The following is a 19,377-nucleotide window of genomic DNA, read 5'->3' on the forward strand; positions in this document are numbered from 1 at the left end:
TCTTCAGTGCGCTGTGAGGCTGGCTGCTACTTGGTCAGCGGCGACAGCTTCGGGTCGTTCGCGTATGCCTCGGCCGCGTTGGCCTTGGTCACGATGACCGGGGGGAGCAGGAAGGCGGGGACGATCTTCTTGCCGTTGTCGTACGACTTGGTGTCGTTGACCTCGGGGGTCTTGCCCTTCTGCAGGACCTTCGCCATATCGATGGCCTGGGCCACGAGAACACGGGTGTCCTTGTTGATGGTGGAGTACTGCTCGCCGGCCATGATCGACTTGACCGACTCCGCCTCGGAGTCCTGACCGGTGACGACCGGGATCGGCTTGCCTGCGGCCTTCACCGAGGTGATGATCGCGCGGGCGAGGGTGTCGTTCGGGGAGAGGACGCCATCGATCGCCTTGGCGCCATAGGTGCTGGTCAGGAGCGAGTCCATCCGGCTCTGCGCGTTCTCAGCCTTCCAGCCGGCGGTTGCCGTCTGCTTGATGTCCGTCTGGCCCGAACCGACGACGAGGGTTCCGTCGTCGATCTTCGGCTGCAGCACGCTCATCGCGCCGTTGAAGAAGACCGGGGCGTTCGCGTCGTCCGACGAGCCGGAGAACAACTCGATGTTGTACGGGCCGGCCGGCTTCTTCGCCTTGAGGCCGTCCAGGAGCGCCTGGCCCTGGAGTTCACCCACCTTGAAGTTGTCGTAGGCGACGTAGTAGTCGACGTTGTCGGTGTTCAGGATGAGACGGTCGTAGGCGATCACGATCGCGCCGGCGTCGTGCGCCGCCTTGGCCTGGGTGCCGAGCTGGCCGCCGTCGGCCGCGCCGATGATGATGACCTTGGCGCCCTTGGTGACCATGGCCGAGATCTGGTCCTGCTGGTCCTTGACCGTGGTCGAGGCACCGGCATACTGCACGTCGCCCTTGAAGCCGGCAGCCTTGAGGCCGTCTTCGAACAGCCCGCCGGCGAGGACCCAGTTCTCGGAGGTCTTCGACGGGAGCGCGACGCCGATGAGCGAGTCAGCCGGGAAACCGGCAGCAGCGCTGGATCCGGACGTCGTGTCGGTGCGGGTCGAGCAACCCGACAGCGCCATCAAGGCGACCGCGGCAATCGCGGTGGTCGTAAGGAGTTTTCGCATTGTCAATCACTTTCTGTGGGAGAGGTTGGTGCAGGGAAGGGTGAAGCAACGCCCGGAACCGGGCGGGTCAGGAGGGATTATCCGACGGCCGTGCTGAGTCCGGCGTGCCGGAGGTCGGGATCACGGCCGGCGGCTCAGACGGAAACTCGCCGGTCTTGCTCTTTCGGGTCAGGAACCCGATCAACGACGGCCGACCCTGGCTCTTGTTCCAGACGTCGACGCCCACCGCGATCAGGAGCACGAGACCCTTGATGATCTGCACCCGGTCGGCGCCGACGCCGAGCAGCTGCAGCCCGTTGTTCAGCACCGCCATGACCAGGCCACCGACGATGGAACCGGTCACGGTGCCAATGCCCCCCGAGACGGCCGCACCGCCGATGAACACGGCCGCGATGGCGTCGAGTTCCCAGCTCAGGCCGTCCTGGGGTCCGGAGGCCACCGAGCGGGCGACGAAGATCATACCGGCCAGCGAGGCCAGGATCGACATGTTCATCATCACGAGGAAGTTGACCCGGCGGGACTTGACGCCGGACAGTTCGGCGGCGAGCTTGTTGCCGCCCACCGCGTAGACGTGGCGGCCGAAGATCGTGTTACGGGTGATGAAGGAGTAGAACAGCACGAGCACGCCGAGGATGATGCCCGACACCGGAAAGCTTGTACCCGCCCGGCCGCCGGCGAACAGCACAGTCGCGTAGATCACGACCGCGTCGAGAAGCACGACCTTGAGGATGCTGACCCAGAGCGGCGCGGGATCGGAGCCCATGATCTTCTGAACCCGGCGAGCGCGCCATTCGACCAGCACCACGGCCGCAGCGATGACGAGTCCGAGGAGCAGGGTGAGATTGTTGTAGCCCGTGAACGGTCCCACCTCGGGGAGGTAGCCGGAGCCGATCACGGTGAAACCGTCGGGAACCGGCACCGTGTTCGCGTTGCCTATGACCTGGTTGCCGCCGCGCCAGATGAGCATGCCCGCGAGCGTGACGATGAAGGCCGGCACTCCGATGTAGGCCACCCAGAAGCCCTGCCAGGCCCCGATCAGCGCCCCGACGACGAGGCCGAGGAGGATCGCCAGCGGCCAGGGCAGGTTCCATTCCTGCATGGCGGTCGCCACGACGATCCCGGCGAACGCCGCGATCGAGCCCACCGACAGGTCGATATGGCCGGCGATGATCACCATCACCATGCCGATCGCCAGGATCAGGATGTAGGAATACTGGCTGACCAGGTTGATCAGGTTGCCCGAGGAGAGCGTCAGCCCGTTGGTGAGGAACTGGAACAGCAGAATGATGGCAATCAGGCTGAACAGGATGCCGAACTGCCGCACATTGGAGCTGCCGCCGCCGAAGATCTTCTTCAGGTCCCTGAGGCCGCCCCGGGGACTCGTCTCTGCGCTCATATGCTCTGAACCTTCTTCCTTGCGGAGGTCATACTCTTCATCAGAGTCTCGGGGTCGGCCGTTTCGGCCGGGATACAGTCGGTGATCGCGCCTTCGAAGACCGTGTAGATCCGGTCGGCCAGGCCAAGCAGCTCGGGGAGTTCGGAGGAGATCAGGATGACTCCCTTCCCCTGCGCAGCGAGTTGCTGGATGATGCCGTAGATCTCGTACTTGGCGCCGACGTCGATGCCGCGGGTGGGTTCGTCGAGGATCAGCAGGTCGGGGTCGGTGAACATCCACTTCGCCAGGACGACCTTCTGCTGGTTTCCACCGGAGAGTTTGTTGACGCCGGCGTCGACGCTCGGCGTCTTGATCCGGAGGCTGGTCCGATAGCTTTCCGCGATCGCGTATTCCTTCGAATCGTTGACGACCGGGCCGGCCGAGATCTTGGTCAGTTTCGCCGACACGATCGACCGTTTGATGTCGTCGAGCAGGTTGAGTCCGAGAGCCTTGCGGTCCTCGCTGACATACGCGAGGCCATGGTCGATCGCCTCGGCCACATTACGCAGCTGGATCTCCTTGCCATCCTTGAACATCGTCCCCGAGAGGAAGTTGCCGTACGACCGACCGAAGATGCTCATTGCGAGCTCGGTGCGGCCGGCCCCCATCAGGCCGGCGATGCCGACGATCTCGCCCTTACGGACGGTGAGGCTGGAGTTCTTGACGACCATGCGCTCGGCCACCTGGGGGTGCTGCACGTTCCAGTTGCGCACCTCGAAGAAGACATCGCCGATGTGTGGGGTGCGGTCGGGGAACCGGCTTTCCAGGCTTCGACCGACCATCCCACGGATGATCCGGTCCTCGTTGACTCCGTCTGCAACCACGTCGAGGGTCTCAATCGTCAAGCCGTCCCGGATGATCGTGATCGAGTCAGCGACCTGTTCGATCTCATTGAGCTTGTGGGAGATCATGATCGAGCTGATGCCCTTGCCCTTGAGTCCCCGGATAAGGTCGAGAAGGTGCTGGGAATCGGCTTCGTTCAGGGCTGCCGTCGGTTCGTCGAGGATGAGGACCTTGACCGACTTGTTGAGCGCCTTCGCGATCTCCACGAGCTGCTGCTTGCCGACGCCGATATTCTTGATCAGCGTGTCGGGGTCGTCCCGGAGACCGACCCGCGCGAGCAGGTCGAGCGCCGTCTTCTTGGCGGTGATCCAGTCGATCGCGCCCCATCTGGTCGGCTCGTTGCCCAGGAAGATGTTCTCGGTGATCGACAGCTCGGGGATCAGCGCGAGCTCCTGGTGGATGATCGCTATCCCGGCGGCCTCGCTCGAGCGGATGTCCTTGAAGTGCATGACCTCGCCCTGGTAGACGATGTCGCCCGAGTAGGTGCCGTAGGGGTAGACGCCGGAGAGTACCTTCATCAGGGTGGACTTGCCGGCCCCGTTCTCGCCGCAGATCGCATGGATTTCGCCGGCCCTGACCGTGAGCGACACGTTCGACAGCGCCTTGACGCCGGGAAACTCCTTGGTGATCGAGCGCATCTCGAGGATGATCGGGTCAGTGGACATCGACGGCCTCCCCATCGCGGCGGGCGCGGGAATCCGCCGCAGGGTCAGTGGAGGCGACGACGGCGCGGGGCGCGGTCGCTGAAAAACTGCGGGCAGCACTTGGATGGTGTATCAGTGTTCTCACAGCTTGACCTCAATGTCGTGTGACTAGACCTTGACAACGGCCAAATAAATGTGACCGATCACATCGTTCATATTCTCGCGCGAACCGAGCCCTGTCAAGCGACACTTGGTCACACTTGGGTAACGCACGTGCAAGGGCGTCCCGCGGGTGCGGATCGACCTTCGCGCCGTTGATAGAAAGGGATCGTACTCCCCCGCGGCAGGCACGGCTAGCGGATGCGTCCGCGCCCCGGCAGCAGAACCCGCGATGCGAGGCCCATTCGTGCAATGCCCGTGCCACCTCCCCCCGGCACACCCCGGACATCGAGAAGGGTCCGGCGCCCGAAGACGACCGGGCCCTGCTCTGAAGACCGGCCGGCGACCGTGGGTCAGCGACCGCCGGAGACCGGCCGGCGACCGTGGGTTAGCGACCGCCGGAGACCGGCCGACGACCGTGGGTCAGCGACCGCCGGAGCGACGCTTGTTGTAGACGTCGAACGCCACGGCCGCCAGGAGCACGAGTCCCTTGATCAGCTGCTGGTACTCCGTGCCGACGCCAAGGATCGACATACCGTTGTTGAGCAGCCCGATGATCAGACCACCGATGATGGCGCCGGTGACGGTGCCGATGCCTCCGGTGACGGCGGCACCACCGATGAAGACCGCGGCGATGGCATCGAGCTCGAACCCGTCACCGGCCTTCGGGTTGGCCAGGTTGAGCTGGGCGGTGAAGATGAGCCCGGCGAGGGCGGAGATGACACCCATGTTCACGAACAGCATGAAGGTGACGCGCTTGGTTTTGATGCCAGACAGGGCGGCAGCGTTGAGGTTGCCGCCGATCGCATAGACATGCCGGCCGAAGACGCTGTTGGCCATCACGGCCGCGTAGACGACAGTAAGGAGGCCGAGGACGACGAGCACGATCGGGGTGCCGCGGTAGCTGGCGAGCAGGTAGGTGATGAAGAGGATGATGCCGGCCGTGAAGACGAGCTTGAGAATGAACCAGGCAAAGGGCTCGTCCTCCACGTCATACTTCTTGCGGGCCAGTCGAGAACGGATGCCCTGGGCAACCAGAAGCGCCGTCGCCAGCAGTCCGATGCCCATCGTGAGCGGCTCGAGCAGGGTCGTTCCGCCGCCCAGGTCGGGCAGGAATCCACTGCCGAGTGCGCGGAACTCGTCCGGGAATGGTGAGATCTGCTGGTTCTGCAAGGCGATCTGGGTGAGGCCACGGAAGGTGAGCATGCCGGCCAGGGTGACGATGAAGGCCGGTATCCCGAAGTAGGCGATCCAGAAACCCTGCCACACTCCGACCACAGCGCCGACGCCGAGGCAGAGCACGATGGCAGCCCACCACGGGATGTTCCACTGCGTGATCATCACGCCCGCCATCGCGCCGACGAAGGCGACAACGGAACCGACCGACAGGTCGATGTGGCCGGCGATAATGACCATCACCATCCCGACGGCCAGGATCAGGATGTAGCTGTTCTGCACGATCAGGTTCGAGACGTTGATCGGCTTGAGCGTGATGCCGCTCGTCGCAATCTGGAAGAAGATGGTGATCGCGAGAAGGGCGATGATGAGGCCAACTTGGCGAAGCTGGCTGCCAAGGTAATTAAGTGCAGATCTGAACGCGCTCATCGGTTGTCCTTCTCCCTTTCCTGAGTCATGTGCTGCATGAGGTATTCGGCGGTCGCCTGACCGCGGGGCACGTCGGCCGTTATGCGTCCCTCGAAGATGGTGTAGATGCGATCGCAGATGCCGATCAGCTCCGGCAGTTCGGAGGAGATGACGATCACACCCTTACCATCGTCGGCGAGTTTGTTGATGATCCCGTAGATCTCGTATTTGGCGCCGACGTCGATGCCACGGGTCGGCTCGTCAAGGATGAGGACATCCGGGTCGGAGAACATCCATTTCGACAGCACGACCTTCTGCTGGTTACCGCCGGAGAGTTTACCGGCCAGCGCCTCGACGCTGGGGGCCTTGATGTTCATGCTCTTGCGGTAGCCCTCGGCGACGACGATCTCCTGGTTGGAATCCACCCAGCCGCGCTTTGAGATCTTGCGGAGCGACACCAGCGAGATGTTCCGCTTGATGTCTTCGATCAGGTTCAAGCCGTAGCGCTTGCGGTCTTCCGTTGCGTAGGCCAGACCATGATCGATCGCGGCGGCCACCGTGCTGGTGTCGACGAGGGCGCCGTTCTTGTAGACCTTGCCCGAGATGTTGTGGCCGTAGCTGTGGCCGAAGACGCTCATCGCGAGTTCGGTGCGGCCGGCGCCCATCAGTCCGGCGATGCCGACGATTTCGCCGGCCTTGACGGAGATGTTCGCGTCTTTGACGACCTTGCGCTGGTGGTCCAGCGGGTGGTAGACGTTCCAGTCTTCGACCCGCAGGAGTTCCTCGCCGATGTGCGGTGTATGGTCCGGATACCGGCTGCCCAGGTCACGGCCGACCATGCCCTTGATGATGCGTTCTTCCGAGATCTCGTCGGTGTGCATGTCGAGGGTTTCGATCAGCTTGCCGTCACGGATGATGGTGACCTCGTCTGCGACGGCCTTGATCTCGTTCAGCTTGTGGCTGATCATGATTGAGGTGATGCCCTGGCCCTTGAGATGCTTCATCAGATCCAGGAGGTGCGCGGAGTCCTCGTCGTTCAGGGCCGCCGTGGGCTCGTCGAGGATCAGGAGCTTCACCTCCTTGGAGAGCGCCTTGGCGATCTCCACGAGCTGCTGCTTGCCGACGCCGATGTCGCGCACCTTGGTGATCGGGTTATCCCTGAGCCCTACCCGGGCGAGCAGCTTCGCAGCCTCGAGGTTGGTCTTGTTCCAGTCGATCCAGCCGTTGGTCTGTTGCTCATTGCCGAGGAAGATGTTTTCGGCGATCGACAGGAACGGGCTGAGCGCGAGTTCCTGGTGGATGATGACCACGCCGGTGGCCTCGGATTCGTTGATCGATTTGAAGGCGACGGTCTCATTTTCGAAGACGATCTCACCGTCGTAGGTGCCGGCCGGGTAGACACCCGACAACACCTTCATGAGGGTGGATTTTCCGGCGCCGTTCTCACCGCATATCGCATGAATGTGGCCCCGCTGCACCGCGAGGGAGACGTCCTGAAGCGCCTTGACTCCGGGAAAGGTTTTCGTGATGCTGCGCATCTCGAGAATATTTGTGGTCACCGTTAATTCTTCTTCCGGCGGTAAGGGGGGAAAGGTAGTGGCAGCGTTTCCGCCGCCACTACCCGGTGTGGGAGAAAACCTACTTGAGGTCTGCTTCGGTGTAGTACCCGGTGTCGATCAGGAGTGCCTTGTAGTTGTCCTTCGTGACGACCTTGGGCGGGAACAGGAAGGTCGGGACGATCTTGACCTTGTTGTTGTAGCTCTTGGTGTCGTTGACCTCCGGGGTCTTGCCGTTGAGCAGGTCATCGGCCATCTTCACGGCTTCTTCGCCCAGGAGGCGAGTGTCCTTGTAGATGGTGGAGTACTGCTGGCCAGCGACGATCGACTTGACCGAGGCAGCTTCCGCGTCCTGGCCGGTGACGATCGGGAGGGCGTTGGCGGTGTAGCCGGAGCTGGTCAGCGCCGAGATGATGCCGATCGAGAGACCGTCATACGGGGAGAGGACGCCGTCAACCTTGCTGCCATCAGAGTATGTGCTGGCAATGAGGTTCTGCATCCGCTTCTGGGCCGTCGCCGGGTCCCACCGCAGGGTTGCAACCTGGGTGAAGCCGACCTGGCCGCTCTTGACGACGACGACGCCCTTGTCAATGAACGGCTTGAGGGTGTCCATTGCGCCATTGAAGAAGAACGTGGCGTTGTTGTCGTCGGGGCTGCCCGCGAACAGTTCGACGTTGAACGGGCCGGCTGCGCCGGTGTCCTTGCCGTCCGCGCCCAGAACGCCGAGCCCGGTGAGCAGGCTCGTCGCCTGCTGCACGCCGACCTCGTTGTTATCGAAGGTCGTGTAGTAGTCGACGTTCTTGTTGCCGTTGATCAGGCGGTCGTATGCGATGACCTTGACTCCGGACTTGGCGGCCTGGTCGAGCTGGTCGCTGAGCGCGGTGCCGTCGATGGAGGCGATGATGAGAACCTTGGCGCCCTTGGTCAGCATGTTGCTGATCTGCTGCACCTGGTTCGGGATCTTGTCGTCGCCGTATTCGAGGTCGACCTTGTAGCCGAGCTTCTCGAGCGAGGCCTTGACGGCGTCGCCGTCCTTGATCCAGCGCGAGGAGGTCTTGGTCGGCATGGCAACGCCGACGAGGGCGCCCTTGTTGGCTCCGGCCGTGTTGTCAACGGTCGTGGTGCCGCCGCGGGTTCCGCCGGAGCAGGCCGCGAGGGAGAGTGCAAGTCCGATGGCAGCGATGCCGGCGAGGACCTTACGTGTCTTCACTGATTTACCTTTCGTGTTTCTGTATCAACTCTGATTGCAGTTGGAGGTGGGTGCTGATGGGTGTGATTACAGGCCCTGTGCCAGTCGGTAGTAGGCCTGGTTCCAGCGCACCTCGCGGGTGAAGTCCCGCAGGGTGGTGGTCTTATCGATCACGAGGAGCTCGGTGCGAGCTATCTCGGCGAAATCGTGGAACACCTCGATGCCGACGGCGGTCGACATGACGGTGTGGTGTGCCGCGCCGGCGGTGAGCCAGGCTGCGGCGGAGGTGGCGAAGTCGGGCTCTGGGCTCCAGACAGCACGGCCGACCGGGAGCTTCGGGAGCGCCTCGGTGGGTTCGACGACGACGACGACGTTCGCGACCAGGCGGAACCGGTCACGCATGTCACTCATGGCGACGACGACGGCGGGGCCGGAATCCGCGTTGAAGACCAGCCGAACGGGGTCTTCCCGGCCGCCGATGCCGAGCGGGTGGATCTCGAGGGTCGGCCTGGCGCTCGACAGTGCGGGGTTGACCTCGAGCATGTGTGCGCCCAGGATGAGCTCCGCCCCCGGGGTGAGGTCGTAGGTGTAGTCCTCCATCAGGCTTGCGCCGCCGTGGAGACCCGCGCCCATCACACTGGCCACGCGCACGAGAACGGCCGTCTTCCAGTCGCCCTCCGCGCCGAACCCGTAGCCCTGCTCCATCAGTCGCTGCACGGCGAGGCCGGGCAGCTGGCGGAGCGCGCCGAGGTCTTCAAAGCTGGTCGTGAAGGCGCTGAAGCCGCCGGCCTCGAGGAAGGACTTGAGGCCGATCTCGATCGCGGCGCCGTAGCGGAGTGAGTCGTGGCGGGCGGCACCCGCGCGAAGCTCGGGGGCCACGTCGTACAGCTCCTCGTATTCGGCGACGAGGGCGTCGATCTGGGCATCCGTTGCCGCGTGCACGGCCTCGGCCAGTTCGTTGACCGGCCAGGTGTTGACCTGTACGCCGAAACGGAGTTCTGCCTCGGTCTTGTCGCCCTCGGTGACGGCGACGTAACGCATGTTGTCGCCGAAGCGAGCGAGCTTCATGCTTCGGCTCGCGGCCCAACCTGCTGCGGCGCGGGTCCAGGTTCCGATCGACAGGGTCACGGCCGGGTTCGAGACGTGGCCGACGACGGTCTTGCGGGAGACGCCGAGACGGGTCTGGATATAGCCGAACTCCCGGTCGCCGTGGGCGGCCTGGTTGAGGTTCATGAAGTCGAAATCGATCTCGCTCCACGGCAGCTCGACGTTGGCCTGGGTGTGCAGGTGCAGCAGCGGCTTGGTGAGCGCGTCCAGGCCGGAGATCCACATCTTCGCCGGGGAGAAGGTGTGCATCCAGGCGATCAGGCCGATTACGTGGTCGGCGGAGTTGGCGTCGAGAGCGGCCCGGCGGATCGACTCGGAGTCGGTGAGGACGGGCTTCCAGACGATCTTCACGGGCACGTCGCTGGACGCGCCGAGGGCGTCGGCGATGGTCTTCGACTGTTCGGCGACCTGGCGTAGCGTTTCCTCACCGTAGAGGTTCTGGCTGCCGGTAAGGAACCAGACCTCGTAGCGGTCGAGGGTCGTGGAGAGAGTGGGCATTACTTGAGTGCTCCTTGCGGTGCTTGTCCGTAGACGTTCTGGTAGCGGTTGAAGAGGGAATCGATCGCGGCCTGCGGCAGGGGGATGAGCTCGCCGCCCTGGCGGGCGATGTGCACGGTGCGGGCCACGTCTTCGACCATGACGGCCGCCTTGACGGCGTCGCGGGCGTCCTTGCCGATCGTGAACGGGCCGTGGTTCTGCATCAGCACTGCCCGTGAGCGGTGCCCGGTCAAAGCATCGACGATGCCGCGGCCGATCGTGTCGTCGCCGATGATCGCGAACGTTCCGACCGGCACGGGGCCGCCGAACTCATCGGCCATGGCAGTGATCACGCAGGGGATCGCCTCGCCGCGGGCGGCCCACGCGGTCGCGTAGGTGGAGTGCGTGTGCACGACGCCGCCGACCTCCGGCATGTGGCGGTAGACGTAGGCGTGGGCTGCGGTGTCACTGGACGGCGACCGGTCGGATCCGGGGGTGTCGGGGATCACGTTGCCATCGAGGTCACAGAGGATCATATTCTCCGGCGCGAGGTCGGCGTAGTCGACGCCGCTGGGCTTGATCACGAACAGGTCGGCTCCCGGCACGCGGCCGGAGACGTTGCCGGCGGTCCAGACGACCAGCCCGTTGCGGGTGAGTTCGGAGTGCAGGCGGGCGATGTCGTCGCGGAGCCGGGCGACGGCCACCTCGACCCTTGGGCCGAAGGAGCTCATGCGGACACCGCCAGGGCGTCGGCGGCGGCCACCGGTGCGAGGGCGTCGCGCCGCAGGGCCTTGAGCCGGTGCATCACATCGTTGGCGCCGCGGCCGAAGTAGTCGTGCAGCAGCGAGTATTCGGCGAAAAGTTTGTCGTAGGCGGTCGCCGACTCTTCGTTCGGGCTGTACACGTTCTTGTTGAGCTTGCCCATCGCCTTGCCAGCGGCGCGCACGTCCGGGTAGGCCCCCGCGGCCACGGCCGCGTGGATCGCCGAGCCGAGCGCGGGGCCCTGGTCGCTCGCGATGGTGGAGATCGGCATCCTCAGGATGTCGCTGTAGGTCTGCATGAGGAAGCTGTTCCTCAGCAGGCCGCCGGCGACGATGAACTCGGTGACCGGCACCCCGCTCGTGTTGAACGTCTCGACGATGGTGCGGGCGCCGAACGCGGTGGCTTCGAGCAGGGCCCGGTAGATTTCCTCCGGTCGTGTGGTGAGGGTCGCGCCGAGCAGGAGCCCGGACAGCTCGTGGTCGACGAGCACGGAGCGGTTGCCGCTGTGCCAGTCGAGGGCGACGAGCCCGTGGCCGCCGACCGGCTGGTCCCGGACCAGTTCGGTGAGGTACTCGTGCACGCTCTGCCCAGCATCCTTCGCAGCCTCGTGGCAGCGCGGCGGTACCTGGTTGGCGACGTACCAGGCGAAGATGTCGCCGACGCCGGACTGGCCGGCCTCGTAGCCGTAAAGCCCGGAGACGATGCCGCCGTCGACAACGCCGCACATGCCTGGAACTTCGGCGAGGTGGTCGGAGTTCATCACCTGGCAGGTCGAGGTGCCCATGATGGCGACCATCTGGCCGGGCTCGACCGCCTGCGCCGCGGGGGCGGTGACGTGGGCGTCGACGTTTCCGACCGCCACCATGATGCCTTCCGGCAGACCGGTCCAGGCTGCGGCCTCGGCCGACAGGGTGCCGGCCGCAGCACCGAGCTCGCCGATCTGGTGGGCGACCTTCTCGTTCGCGAACTGGGCGAACGCGGGGTTCAAGGCGGCGAGGAAGTCCTCACTCGGGTAGACGCCGTCCTGCAGGATGCCCTTGTACCCGGCGGTGCAAGCATTGCGAACATAGCTGCCGGTGAGCTGCCAGACGATCCAGTCGGCAGCCTCCACCCAGTGGTCCATCCGGTTGTACAGTTCGGGGTCTTCCTCGAGCAGCTGCAGGCCCTTGGCAAACTCCCACTCGCTGGAGATGAGTCCGCCGTAGCGTGGCAGCCAGCTCTCGCCGCGACCGGCGGCGAGCTCGTTGATGCGGTCGGCCTGGCGCTGCGCGGCGTGGTGCTTCCAGAGTTTCACGTAAGCGTGCGGCCGGTCGGCGTACTCCGGCAGTTCGTTCAACGGAGTGCCGTCCGCGAGGACCGGCACCATGGTGCAGGCCGTGAAGTCGGTGCCGACGCCGATCACGAGCGCCGGGTCGATGCCCGCGTTCCTGATCGCGGAGGGGACGGCGTTCTTGAGCACGGCGACGTAGTCCTGCGGAACCTGCAGCGCCCACTCGGGCGGGAGAACCGCTCCGGTGGCGGCGAGGACGGTGTCCATCACGGCGTGTGGGTAGTCGAGCACGGCCGACCCGATTTCGACGCCGTCGGAGACGCGCACGACGACGGCGCGACCGGACAGAGTCCCGTAGTCGATCCCGATGACGTAGCTCTCGTCGCCCGCCTGTGTCGGGGACTGCTCGGTCGTGCTCACGAAATCGACTCCCTTGTCTGGCGGGTGTTACGCCTGCCCGGGTGATTCTCGGGCCGGATATGACATTCGAATGTGAACGGTCACATTCAGTGGTCTCATGTTAGACCCACTACCGGATCCACTGTCAAGTCCCATTTGTGTCGATTTGAGAACTGTTATCCCCGTCCGAGGGCAGGCCGCGTTCGCGGGGTCAGCCGGGCAGGGGCCTAGTTCGCCCCGGTACGACTCCCGTTGCCGGGGCGCGACTCCCGTTGCCGGGGCGCGACTCCCGTTGCCGGGGCGCGACTCCCGTTGTCGGGGCGCGACTCCCGTTGCCGGGGCGCGACGGTTGCGGCAGGCCGCGCCCGCCCCCGCGGTGGCGGCCTGCCGAAACCGGCGCGGCGTCAGAAGGCCGGCGGGGCCGTCGACTCGCGCACGATCAGTCGTGGCATGATCGGTTCGCGGTCGACAATGGGCTCGCCGCCCGGGAGGTTGCTCAGCAACAGCGCGATACAGCGGCGACCGAGTTCAGCGAAGTCCTGCCGAACCGTCGTCAGCGGCGGCCAGAAGTGCGCCGCCTCCGGAATATCGTCGAACCCTACGATGCTGATGTCGCGCGGGAGGTCCAGGCCGGCATCCCGGGCCGCGTGCATCAGGCCGAGCGCCATCTGGTCGTTCGAGGAGAAGATCGCGGTGAAATCGCGGCGACCGAACAGCTCCCGTCCCGCGTGGTAGCCGAAGTCCGCCGTCCAGTCACCCAGGATCGGCGCCGTTGTGGGGACGTCCATCGCCCCCATCTCGTCGAGGAAGCCACGCATCCGCGCCTCCGCCTCGATCCAGTCCTGCGGCCCGGCCAGATGGTAGATCCGCCGGTGGCCGAGGTCGATGAGGTGCCGGGTGGCCAGCCGGGCGCCGGCGATCTGGTCGACCGACAGTGCGTGGTCATCGAGGTGGCCGGTGGATTGCAGCGATACGAAGGGCACCGTGATCGAGAGTTGTTCGAGCACGTCGAACACGCGCACCTGGGGTGCGATCACCACGATTCCCTCCACCGCCTGAAGCATCAGGTGCATCAGGGCCGCCTCGATCGACTCCTGGTCGACCGTGGTCAGGTTCGCGGTGTTCACGTAGTAGCCGGCCTCACGGGCCGCGTCCTGGATCGCCGCGATGCTGCTGGCCGGGCCATACTCGGAGCTCTGCGCCGAGAGGATCCCGATCGTGCGGGATCGTCCGCGGGAGAGCGCCCGTGCTGCACGGTTGGGCCGGTACTGGAGATCTTCCATGACCTCGAGCACGCGGGCCTTGGTCGACTCCCGGATGCTCGGGTGGTTGTTCAGCACGCGGGAGACAGTCTGGTGGGACACCCCGGCCAGGCGAGCCACATCCCGGATGCTGGGCGCCCGCACCTTGGGCAGATTCTCTGTCACGTAACGACCTTGTTCACATGTGCACGGTCACAAATGTGAACGCACATCAATTATGCACACCTGGCCGCTGGTCGGAAAGCACTGTGTGACAGTCACATGGACGGGATGTCCCGGTGCCCTGCCCTCCAGGTGACTGTCACATTCGAAAAGATGACAGTTGCATCTGTAAAGGTCACTGTCACGGCCGGGCGCAGGCCCTCACCCGGAAAGTGCCGAAGCCCGCAATCTTCGGCGGCACGGCCGTGAACCGGGCGCCGACGTCCCGCAGTGCCGCGAGCCCAGTTAGGTGCTCCACCACGTGGATGCCGCGGCGAGGAGCCGGGAGCGCGCGGGCCGTTCACCGCCGGACTCCGTGTCATCGATGTTGAGGGAGTCGAACCCGACGAGGGAGACCCCGGCCTCGACCAGACGTCTGGCGGCCTCCTCGGTCAGGTAGGGCGCGCCGACGGCGTACTCCGGGGTGCTGGAGCGGGCGTCCCAGCCGGTGTGAAGCAGCACGGCAGTGCCGACCAGGTCGCTCCCTCGCCGGTCGAATGCGTCGGCGGCTATGCCGCGGGAGAAGGCATCCGTCAGATGGAATACCCGCGCGGGCTGGTCGACCAGGGGGTCCAGGGAGAGGCCCGCCAGGTCGCCGCCCTGCGGGTAGCGGTGGACTGGGCTGTCGAGGCAGGTGCCCGTGTTGCCGATCATCGTGATCAGGTCCATCGCGAGTTCAGTTCCGGGGACGTTTCGCGACCGAGAGTCCTCCCGGGTGCGGTGCGGGAAGATGACGAGGGCAGGCAGCCCAGGGCAGGTCACCAGTCCGGCCCGGATTTCGTGGTTCAGGTCGACGAAGCGGGGGCGGGCACAGGTCGTACGGACTCCTTGGTGAGTGATGTACGGATGCCGTATCGTTTGGCGGCCCGCACGATGAGCGCCACGACCGCCAGCAGGGCGGGGACGACCAGATTCGGCCCGGCCAGCACGAGTAACCCGGCGGTGAGTACCACGGACACCACGGCGAGCCACCAGCCCAGCGACCAGGTGGAGAGCAGGCGAACGGCCGCGATCATTCCGAGCGTGTAGATGGCCACCATCGAGCTGGTGTGGATGAGGATGAATGCCGCCAGGGGCAGCCCCTGGCTGACCATGACGGTGAAATAGGTTCCGGTGAGCGTGGCCACGACGGCCAGGCTGCGGCGGGGAATCCCGCCGGATTCGACGCCGGGGGTCATCCACCCCGGGAGGTCGCCGTCCCGGCCGAGTGACGCGCCGAGCTTCGCGAACGCGCCGACGTACACGTTCAGCACACCGAGCGCCACGACGGCGGCGATCACGGCAACGAAGAGGGGACCGACCCCGAGCGGGGCGGCCTGGATCAGGTCGAGCAGGGGAACCTGGCCGTGGCCGGCCCGCTCGCCGAGCACGGCGATGGTCACATACTGCAGGGCGAGATAGGCGATCCCGACCACGACGAGGGCGATCGCGGTGGCCAGTGGGATGTCCCGGCGCGGGTTGCGGAATTCACCGGCGATGTGGGTGCCGACCTCCCAGCCGGCGAAGGCCCAGACGAACAAGCTGATCGCCGTGCCGACGCCGCCCCAGCCGTGCGGGAGGAACGGCTCGAAGTTGGCGGGGTCGGCGGCGGGGAACGCCACGGCGACCACGCCGAGGACGACGAACAGGAGTGCTCCGGTGAGCACGAGCTGCACAATGCCGGACGCCCGCAGGCCGAAGAAGTTGGAGACGAACGGCGGAATCAGGATCAACAGGGCAACCCAGGGCACGGCGCCCCGGTCAGCGCCGACGATCGCCACGACATATTCCGCGCCGAGCATCGCCACGACCGGGGCGCCGAAGCCCACCCCGAAGAAGAACCAGTAGCCGGTCATTCGAGCCCAGGTCTGGCCGAGAGCCCGCCGCACGTAGCTGGCCACGCCGCCTGGGTCGGGGAAGCGCGAGGCGAGGGCACCGAAGGTACCGGCGAGCGGGATCGAGAGAAGGAACACTGCGAACACGGCCAGGAGCGAGGCCGGCCCGGCCGCGGTCGCCGCGAGCCCCGGCAGCACGAGAATACCGGTGCCGAGCACGGCGGCGATGTAGAGAGCCGCCCCCTGCACCAGGCCGAGGGATCCGGCGTGCGCGGGACGTGCATCCGTCATTTGGTCAGGCATCACTGTCTCGGTGTTCTGGTCACTGGTCACTCCACCATGCTGGTGCGTCTGCGGCGCGACCGAAATGGCAGAGAAGACACACTCCGTCGAAAAACTGCCAGTACTAGCGGGCGGGCAACGCCTGCTCCACGTCATCGATCAGGTCGGCCATGTCCTCGATACCCACCGAGAGGCGGATGATGTTGTCAGGGACCTCGAGTTCGGTGCCGCGCACCGAGGCGTGCGTCATCTCGGACGGGTAGTTCACGAGGGACTCGACCCCGCCGAGCGACTCGGCCAGTTGGAACAGGTGGGTCGACTCGGCGAAGGCGCGCGCCGCCGGTGCTCCCCCGGCGAACGCGAGGGACAGCATGCCGCCGAAGCCGCGCATCTGCCTCTTCGCCAGGTCGTGGCCCGGGTGGTCCGGCAGGCCGGGGTAGTATACGGTGTCGATGGCCCGGTGGCCCTGCAGGTGTTCGGCGATGGCCTGCGCGTTGCTGCAATGGCGGTCCATCCGCACCGACAGGGTCTTGATGCCACGCACGGTGAGCCAGGCGTCGAGCGGGGCGGAGACCGGGCCGGCCGCGAACTGCAGGAACCCGGCCTTCTCGGCCAACTCGTCGTCGTTGATGATCAGGGCCCCGCCGAGCACGTCGGAGTGCCCGCCGAGGTACTTGGTGGTCGAGTGAACGACCACGTCGGCGCCGAAAGCCAGCGGATGCTGCAGCGCGGGCGAAGCGAACGTGTTGTCCACGATGACGGTGACCCCGAAGCGGTGGCCCAGCTCGGCCAGCGCGGAGATGTCGCTGATCTTCATCAGCGGGTTGCTCGGCGTCTCCACCCACAGGATCTTCGTCTTACCCGGGATGATCGCCCGCTCGACGGCGGCCAGGTCGGACATCTCGACGGTGGAGTTCTGCACACCCCAGGCGCCGTGCACCCTGTTGATGAGCCGGTGGGTGCCCCCGTAGACGTCGTTGCCGAGCACGATGTGGTCTCCGGGCGCAAGAAGGGCACGCAGGATGGTGTCCTCGGCGGCGAGCCCACTGGCGAAGGACAGCCCGTGCTTGCCGCCCTCGAGCGCGGCGAGGAGGGTCTCGAGCACGGTGCGGGTGGGGTTGCCGCCGCGACTGTACTCGTAGCCGCCACGCAGGTTGCCGATGCTCTCCTGCACATAGGTGGAGGTCTGGTAGATCGGTGGGATCACGGCGCCGGTCGTCGGGTCGAATCCCTGCCCGGCGTGGATGGCGATGGTGTCGAAGTTCTGCGTGCGAGCCATGGAGAAGTTCCTTACTGTCTAGGCGCTCAGGTAACTGAGCAGGTCGTGGCGCGTGATGACGCCCAGGGGTTTGCCGCCGTCGGTGACGAGAAGAGCATCGTGCCGGGCGAAGGCGGCCCGCGCTGCAGCGACCGGCTCGTTGACGCCGATCATCGGCAGGGATTCGCTGACGAAGGCGCTGACCTGGTCGCCCAGTTTCGCCTCCCCGGAGAAGACGAGTTCCATCAGGTGGCGTTCGTCGAGGGATCCGACGACCTCACCCATGACGACCGGCGGTTTCGCGGTCAACACGAGCACCTGGGAGACGCTCGACGAGGTCATCCGCTCGATCGCGTCCCGCACGGTGGCGCTCGGGTGCACGTAGACGAAGGCCGGGAGAGTGCCGGTCTTCGATTCGAGCAGGTTGCCGACGGTGTGCCCGGCCGGCGCGTTGGTGAAACCGTAGCTGCGCATCCAGCCGTCGTTGAAGATCTTGCCCAGGTAGCCGCGCCCGCCATCGGGCAGCAGCACGACGATGGTGTCGGCGGCGGTGAGTTTTTCGGCGGCGCGGAGGGCGGCGACGACGGCCATGCCGCTTGAGCCGCCGACCAGGATGCCCTCCTCGAGCGCGAGGCGGCGGGTCATCGCGAAGGAGTCGGCGTCGGAGACGGCGATCACCTCGTGCACCACGTCGGGGTCGTAGGCGGCCGGCCAGAAGTCCTCGCCGACGCCCTCGACCAGGTAGGGCCGGCCGGTGCCGCCGGAGTAGACCGAGCCCTCAGGGTCAGCGCCGATGATGCGCACGGTGTCGCCGGACACCTCGCGCAGGTAACGCCCGGTGCCGGTGATGGTGCCGCCGGTGCCGACCCCGGCCACGAAATGGGTGACCCGGCCGTCCGTGTCGCGCCAGATCTCGGGACCGGTGGTCTCGTAGTGGCTCCGCGGACCATTCGGGTTGGCGTACTGGTTCGGCTTGAACGCCCCGGGGATCTCCGTGGCCAGCCGGTCGGAGACGCTGTAGTAGGAGTCGGGGTGGTCGGGGGCGACGGATGTCGGGGTCACCACGATCTCCGCGCCGTAGGCGGTTAGCACGTTGCGCTTGTCCTCGCCGACCTTGTCCGGCAGCACGAACACGCACCTGTAGCCGCGCTGCTGGGCGACCAGGGCGAGGCCGACGCCGGTGTTGCCGGAGGTGGGCTCGACGATGGTGCCGCCGGGGAGGAGCAGGCCGTCCCGCTCGGCGGCGTCGATGATCCGGGTCGCGATGCGGTCCTTGGACGAGCCACCCGGGTTGAGGTACTCGAGTTTTACCAGCACGGTGGCGGCCACGCCCTCGGTGACCTTGTGCAGCCTGACCAGCGGGGTGTCGCCGATCAGGTCGAGAATGGTGTCGGCAATTTTCATGGAGTGTCCTTCGTCATGGTGTCGCGCCGTTTCTCACTCGCCGCGCGGCCGGAGGCTGCACGCGACGGCTTTGGGCAAATCGAGGGAACGCGAGGTCGTGTGGGAGTGCCCGGGTCGGCTAGCGACAGCCACACCGCGGACACGACATCAGAACGAGCACGCCTCCCACTCTACCGAAGCGCGCTCGGAGTCACCAGACTGCGGCGGGCACGGCCGGGCTCACTCTCCGACCGCGCACAGGCCGGCTGCGTAGAATCACGCCCATGAAGGAAGATGCCCGTGCCCGTTGACGACGGTTCGCCAGACGACGACGGTGCGCCAGACGACGACGGTTCGCCAGACGACGACGGTGCGCCAGACGACGACGGTTCGCCAGACGACGACGGTTCACTCATCGACAATGCGGCGGATGCGGCGCACGCGCCCCGCGAACGGAAGCGCCTGATCTGGAACCGTCGGTTCGGCCTCGCCCTGGGCGTGCTCGCCGCCGTGGCCGTGAGCGCGCTGCTGGTCTCCTCGGTGCTCGCCCCGGCGAGCGCGCCGGGCGAATCGGTCGGCACCGCGGGAGCAGGCGCGACGCCGAGCCCGGGCGGCCCATCCGCGCCGGCTGCCC

General features: G+C 66.0%; 14 protein-coding genes and 1 pseudogene. 1 reads left to right on the forward strand and 14 read right to left on the reverse strand.

Annotated elements, in window-relative coordinates:
* Positions 1-26 precede the first annotated feature (26 nt).
* The 14 genes from E3O19_RS07505 to E3O19_RS07575 form a co-directional block, all read right to left on the reverse strand.
* On the reverse strand, positions 27-1,118 hold the full coding sequence (locus E3O19_RS07505; protein WP_134566653.1) for a substrate-binding domain-containing protein: 1,092 nt from the start codon (positions 1,116-1,118) through the stop codon (positions 27-29).
* 67 nt (positions 1,119-1,185) lie between these two features.
* A complete protein-coding gene (gene mmsB / locus E3O19_RS07510; RefSeq protein ID WP_134566655.1) occupies positions 1,186-2,514 on the reverse strand; it encodes a multiple monosaccharide ABC transporter permease in 1,329 nt (442 codons plus the stop codon).
* Entirely contained in the window at positions 2,511-4,061 is a 1,551-nt protein-coding gene (gene mmsA, locus E3O19_RS07515) for a multiple monosaccharide ABC transporter ATP-binding protein (protein WP_134566656.1), read from the reverse strand. Before mmsA (E3O19_RS07515) ends, mmsB (E3O19_RS07510) begins: the two co-directional genes overlap by 4 nt.
* 561 nt (positions 4,062-4,622) lie before the next feature.
* Complete coding sequence (gene mmsB / locus E3O19_RS07520; protein ID WP_134508397.1) at positions 4,623-5,804, reverse strand: multiple monosaccharide ABC transporter permease; 1,182 nt, start codon at positions 5,802-5,804, stop codon at positions 4,623-4,625.
* The gene (mmsA, locus tag E3O19_RS07525; RefSeq protein WP_134566658.1) at positions 5,801-7,342 is read right to left on the reverse strand and encodes a multiple monosaccharide ABC transporter ATP-binding protein; all 1,542 of its coding nucleotides are present in this window, start codon (positions 7,340-7,342) and stop codon (positions 5,801-5,803) included. The genes mmsB (E3O19_RS07520) and mmsA (E3O19_RS07525) overlap by 4 nt, the downstream gene beginning before the upstream one ends.
* Positions 7,343-7,421: 79 nt before the next feature.
* Positions 7,422-8,549 carry a multiple monosaccharide ABC transporter substrate-binding protein gene (chvE, locus tag E3O19_RS07530; RefSeq protein ID WP_134566659.1) on the reverse strand — a complete coding sequence of 376 codons (1,128 nt, stop codon included), beginning with the start codon at positions 8,547-8,549 and terminating at the stop codon, positions 7,422-7,424.
* Positions 8,550-8,615: 66 nt separating this feature from the next.
* The gene (gene araA / locus E3O19_RS07535; RefSeq protein ID WP_134566661.1) at positions 8,616-10,133 is read right to left on the reverse strand and encodes an L-arabinose isomerase; all 1,518 of its coding nucleotides are present in this window, start codon (positions 10,131-10,133) and stop codon (positions 8,616-8,618) included.
* Entirely contained in the window at positions 10,133-10,843 is a 711-nt protein-coding gene (locus E3O19_RS07540) for an L-ribulose-5-phosphate 4-epimerase (RefSeq protein WP_134566663.1), read from the reverse strand. Before E3O19_RS07540 ends, araA begins: the two co-directional genes overlap by 1 nt.
* On the reverse strand, positions 10,840-12,564 hold the full coding sequence (gene araB / locus E3O19_RS07545; protein ID WP_134566664.1) for a ribulokinase: 1,725 nt from the start codon (positions 12,562-12,564) through the stop codon (positions 10,840-10,842). Before araB ends, E3O19_RS07540 begins: the two co-directional genes overlap by 4 nt.
* Positions 12,565-12,947: 383 nt before the next feature.
* Positions 12,948-13,970: a LacI family DNA-binding transcriptional regulator gene (locus tag E3O19_RS07555; RefSeq protein WP_134566666.1), complete on the reverse strand. Its 1,023-nt coding sequence runs from the start codon at positions 13,968-13,970 to the stop codon at positions 12,948-12,950.
* Between the two features lie 282 nt (positions 13,971-14,252).
* Positions 14,253-14,768, reverse strand: coding sequence for a cyclase family protein (locus E3O19_RS07560; RefSeq protein WP_198413881.1), 516 nt, complete (start codon positions 14,766-14,768; stop codon positions 14,253-14,255).
* 23 nt (positions 14,769-14,791) lie between these two features.
* Positions 14,792-16,111 (reverse strand): APC family permease, encoded by a 1,320-nt coding sequence (locus E3O19_RS07565; RefSeq protein WP_241981263.1) that lies wholly within the window; start codon positions 16,109-16,111, stop codon positions 14,792-14,794.
* 115 nt (positions 16,112-16,226) lie between these two features.
* Positions 16,227-17,381, reverse strand: coding sequence for a cystathionine gamma-synthase (locus E3O19_RS07570; RefSeq protein WP_134566668.1), 1,155 nt, complete (start codon positions 17,379-17,381; stop codon positions 16,227-16,229).
* Between the two features lie 18 nt (positions 17,382-17,399).
* Positions 17,400-18,764, reverse strand: a complete 1,365-nt coding sequence (locus E3O19_RS07575; RefSeq protein ID WP_134566670.1) for a cystathionine beta-synthase — start codon at positions 18,762-18,764, stop codon at positions 17,400-17,402.
* Positions 18,765-19,043: 279 nt separating this feature from the next.
* Between E3O19_RS07575 and E3O19_RS07580 the strand changes: the two are divergent.
* Positions 19,044-19,377: pseudogene (locus tag E3O19_RS07580) on the forward strand (hypothetical protein); the annotation flags it as partial.

This window comes from Cryobacterium algoritolerans (assembly GCF_004402785.1).
Lineage (GTDB): Bacteria > Actinomycetota > Actinomycetes > Actinomycetales > Microbacteriaceae > Cryobacterium > Cryobacterium algoritolerans.